4 protein-coding genes are annotated in these 3,808 nt (G+C 64.8%); 3 read left to right on the top strand and 1 reads right to left on the bottom strand.

Annotation, left to right across the window (positions count from 1 at the left end; genetic code table 11):
- Positions 1-208 precede the first annotated feature (208 nt).
- The 3 genes from NKG99_RS35480 to msrA all read left to right on the top strand — a co-directional run bounded on the left by NKG99_RS35480 (position 209) and on the right by msrA (position 2,352).
- Positions 209-907, top strand: coding sequence for a DUF1223 domain-containing protein (locus tag NKG99_RS35480; RefSeq protein WP_352874106.1), 699 nt, complete (start codon positions 209-211; stop codon positions 905-907).
- Between the two features lie 104 nt (positions 908-1,011).
- A complete protein-coding gene (locus NKG99_RS35475; RefSeq protein WP_352874104.1) occupies positions 1,012-1,287 on the top strand; it encodes a hypothetical protein in 276 nt (91 codons plus the stop codon).
- Between the two features lie 339 nt (positions 1,288-1,626).
- A complete protein-coding gene (msrA, locus tag NKG99_RS35470) occupies positions 1,627-2,352 on the top strand; it encodes a peptide-methionine (S)-S-oxide reductase MsrA (protein WP_352874102.1) in 726 nt (241 codons plus the stop codon).
- Positions 2,353-2,571: 219 nt separating this feature from the next.
- Here the strand turns inward: msrA and NKG99_RS35465 are convergent, their stop codons facing one another.
- Entirely contained in the window at positions 2,572-3,576 is a 1,005-nt protein-coding gene (locus NKG99_RS35465; RefSeq protein ID WP_352874100.1) for a cytochrome d ubiquinol oxidase subunit II, read from the bottom strand.
- Positions 3,577-3,808 lie beyond the last annotated feature (232 nt).

Below are 3,808 nucleotides of genomic sequence, written 5' to 3'. Positions count from 1 at the left end.
AGAATCACAGACGATTCAACTTCTTCAACCCCTATCTGGCGCCTTCAAGAACTGCGCCGAAGCAAATGTGTGCGCACGCTAGCCCACAGGGGGAGAAGGAAGAACGCTAGCGATCACAAACCGGTGAGCGCTGTAACGAAGCGGCAGACAGCGGCGAAGTGGGGACATGAGTGGTGCATCCAGGCGCCGCCGTCCACGGAGCAAGCCGATGTCGGGGTCCAGCAAGTTCGTCACAGTGTTAAGCCTCTGCGCGCTTGCGCTGGCGGTGTCGTTCGGTGCGGCCGCCGCCCGGCCGCTCACCGTGGTCGAGCTGTTCACCAGCCAGGGCTGCTCGTCCTGCCCGCCGGCCAATGCCAATCTGATCGAGGTCAAGGACCAGCCCGGCGTGCTGGCGCTGTCCTTCAACGTCACCTACTGGGACTATCTCGGCTGGAAGGACACATTCGGCCGCCAGGAATTCACCCAGCGCCAGGTCAGCTACGAGCCGCCGCTCGGCCATGACGGGCCGTTCACGCCGCAAGTGGTGGTCAATGGCCATGCCGATGTCGTCGGCGCCGCGCCCGGCGAGATCGAACAGCTGATCGCAAGCGCCGGCCACATCAGCGGTCCGTCGCTGTCACTTGACGGCGGCAAGGTCAATATCGGCGCCGGCACCGCACCGGGCGGCAAGGCCGATGTCTGGCTGGTGCGCTATCTCCGAGGCGTCGTCGAGGTGCCGGTGGCGCGCGGCGAAAACACCGGCCGCACTCTGCCGCACGCCAATGTCGTGCATTCGCTCAAGAAACTCGGCGGCTGGACCGGCGCCGCCACCGCGCTGGATCTGCCGCCGGCTTCGGACGGCCTGAGCACCGCCGTGCTCGTCCAGTCGCCAGGCGGCGGACCGATCCTGGCCGCCGCGACCAATTAGATCACGCTTCAACAAGAGATTGCGCAAACGCCGCACGCGCGGCGCCGCATAGCACGGCCGCCAAGAGGGCGCGCCTTCAACGACCAACCCCCGAGGAGACCACCATGACCATTCTGTCCCGCCTGACGCTGCCGGCGCTCGCTCTCGCTTTGTGCTCGACGGCGCTGGTTGCCGCCGCCCGTGCCGACGACGCGGCCAATGCGATGAAGCCAGTCGCCAATGCCATGAAGCCGGCCGCGGAAGCGATGAAGCCGGCGACCGACGCGATGAAGCCCGCCGACCCGATGGCCACCAATTCGATGAAGCCAGCGGCTGACGCCATGAAGCCGGCGGCTGACGCAATGAAACCGGCGACGGATGCTATGAAGCCGGCAAACTAGTTCTGCCGCGTCTCAGCCGTCCATTAATAATGGCCGCCCTTGGCGCTGCCCCTCACCTGCCTGCCGGCATCCTCTCCCCGTATAGTGACGGGGAGAGGGGCGCTCTTCGACGGTTTCGCCAATCATCGGCGTTGCAGGAAAAAACGCCAGCGTCGCGGCCAGCCGCTCTCTCCCCGTTTACGGGGAGAGATGTCCGGCAGGACAGTGAGGGGCAGCGCCGACGGTAAGATTTCGCCCATCCGGCGCACGCGAATGTGAGGTTCCGCCGCAACTCACGCATCGCGCCGCCGTTCCTGATCCAATAGACTGATCCCAATGGAAGCCATGAGGAGTGCAACCATGACCAATATCAAGAATCGTTCGTTCGGTTTTGTCAAAGGCGCCCTCGCCGCGCTGGCGCTGGCCGCCGCGGGCGCCGCCTTCTGGCTGACGCCGGCGGTTTCTGCCGAGGACGCGGTGAAGATCCCGCCGCCGGCTTTGGACGAAAAGGCGGCGGCCGGCAGTCAGAAGGCGATTTTCGCCGGCGGCTGCTTCTGGGGCGTGCAGGGCGTGTTCCAGCACGTCAAGGGCGTGACCAAGGCAATCTCCGGCTACACCGGCGGCGACAAGGACACCGCCGTCTACGAGACCGTCGGCTCGGGCCGCACCGGACACGCCGAATCCGTCGAGATCACCTACGATCCGGCCGAGGTGACCTACGGCCGGCTGTTGCAGGTCTATTTCTCGGTCGCTCACAACCCGACCCAGCTGAATTACCAGGGGCCGGACTCGGGCACGCAGTACCGCTCGACGATCTTTGCCGAAAACGATGCGCAAAAGAAGATCGCGCAGAGCTACATCGCCCAGCTCGACCAGGCCAAGGTGTTCCCGGAGCCGATCGTCACCACGGTGGAAACCGGCAAGACCTTCTATCCGGCGGAGAACTATCATCAGGATTTCCTGACGCTGAACCCGACCTATCCCTACATCGTCTACAACGACCTGCCCAAGGTGGCGAACCTGAAGGCGTTGTTCCCGGCGCTGTACAGCGAAAAGCCGGTGCTGGTGCTGGCGGCGAGCAATTGAGGCGCATGATCTCCCCCCTTGTGGGGGAGATGTCGCCGAAGGCGGCAGAGGGGGTCGGTTCGACCGGACTCGGCCTCTTGCGGCAGAAGAAGGTTAGCGCTCCACGCGCAGCGACCCCCCTCTGGCCTGCCGGCCGTTCGTCGTTCGGAAAGCCAAGCAATTGGCTTTCCGTCCGCTGCGCGGACCACTCCTCAACCCCCTCGAGGGGGAGATCACACCTCAATCATAAGTCAAATCCGTCGCCTTCCCGCCGAACACCCGGTAGGCGTAGAACGAATAGAAGATGATGACCGGCAGCACGACGACGGTGCCGGCCAGGATGATGGCCAGGCTTTCCGGTGCCGAGGCCGCTTGCCAGATGGTCAGGCGATCCGGCACCACGAACGGATAGAACGACCAGGCAAGCCCGGCAAAGCCGAGCGCGAAGATGGCGGCCAGTGTCAGGAACGGCGACAGCGAATGGCGGTCGTCGGGCTTCGGCAGATGGAAGGTTTGCCGCCACAGCCACAGAAACAGCAGCGCCGACAGGATCGGCAGCGGCGACAGATAGAGCATCGAGGGCCAGACGAACCATTTGTCGAAGATGCGCGGGCTGGCAAGCGGCGTTGCCAGCGAGATGGCGACCATGCCGAGCGCGGTCAGCACCAGCGTCGTGCGCAGCCAGCGCACCGCCTTCTTCTGCAGCTCGCCCTCGGTCTTGTAGATCACCCAGGCGGCGCCCATCGCCGCGTAGGCCGCGGCAAGGCAGAACGCCACCAGCACGCCGAACGCCATGCCGCCGAAGCCGACATCGAGGCCGAGCACGTAGACGCCCAGCATATAGCCCTGCGCCAGCGAAGCGATGACGGAACCCAGGAAGAAAATACGGTTCCAGAGGTGCTTGCGTTCGGTCGGCACCTTGGCGCGGAAATCGAAGGCGACGCCGCGCAGGATCAGCCCGACCAGAAGCACGAACACCGGAATGTAGAGCGCGGTCAGGATGACGCCATGCGCCAGCGGGAAGGCGACCAGCAGCAGGCCGACGGCCAGCACCAGCCAGGTCTCGTTGGCATCCCAGAACGGGCCGATCGCGGCAATCATCGTGTCCTGTTCGGCATCTTGCGCCGCGGCGAAGAGAATGCCGATGCCGAGGTCGAAACCGTCGAGGATGACGTAGATCAGGATGGCGAGGCCCATCAGGCCGGCGAAGATGAGGGGGAGCGCGGTTGGCCAGTCGAAGGTCATTTTCTTCTCCTCACTCGCCGGAGCTGTTCAATCGCCACGCGATTGGATGAAAGTTGGGAGCCGCCCCTCATCGCCCTGCCGGGCACTTCTCCCCGTATAACGACGGGGAGAAGGGGGCCGGCCGCAACTTCGGCGCCTATTCTGCAGCGCTGGTTGTCGGCGAAACCGCCGATGACAGCGTCCCTCTCCCCGCCACTATACGGGGAGAGGATGCCGGCAGGCAGGTGAGGGG

The sequence above is a fragment of the Mesorhizobium sp. M1409 genome, from assembly GCF_040317535.1.
Lineage (GTDB): Bacteria > Pseudomonadota > Alphaproteobacteria > Rhizobiales > Rhizobiaceae > Mesorhizobium.
Note: the sequence above shows the minus strand (reverse complement) of the source record. Positions and strands in the feature narration are given on the sequence as shown.

Bases quoted from the DNA above. Each gene is read 5' to 3' on its own strand.
- NKG99_RS35480 (WP_352874106.1), top strand. From the start codon at position 209: ATGTCGGGGTCCAGCAAGTTCGTCACAGTGTTAAGCCTCTGCGCGCTT.
- NKG99_RS35475 (WP_352874104.1), top strand. From the start codon at position 1,012: ATGACCATTCTGTCCCGCCTGACGCTGCCGGCGCTCGCTCTCGCTTTG.
- msrA (WP_352874102.1), top strand. From the start codon at position 1,627: ATGACCAATATCAAGAATCGTTCGTTCGGTTTTGTCAAAGGCGCCCTC.
- NKG99_RS35465 (WP_352874100.1), bottom strand. From the start codon at position 3,576: ATGACCTTCGACTGGCCAACCGCGCTCCCCCTCATCTTCGCCGGCCTG.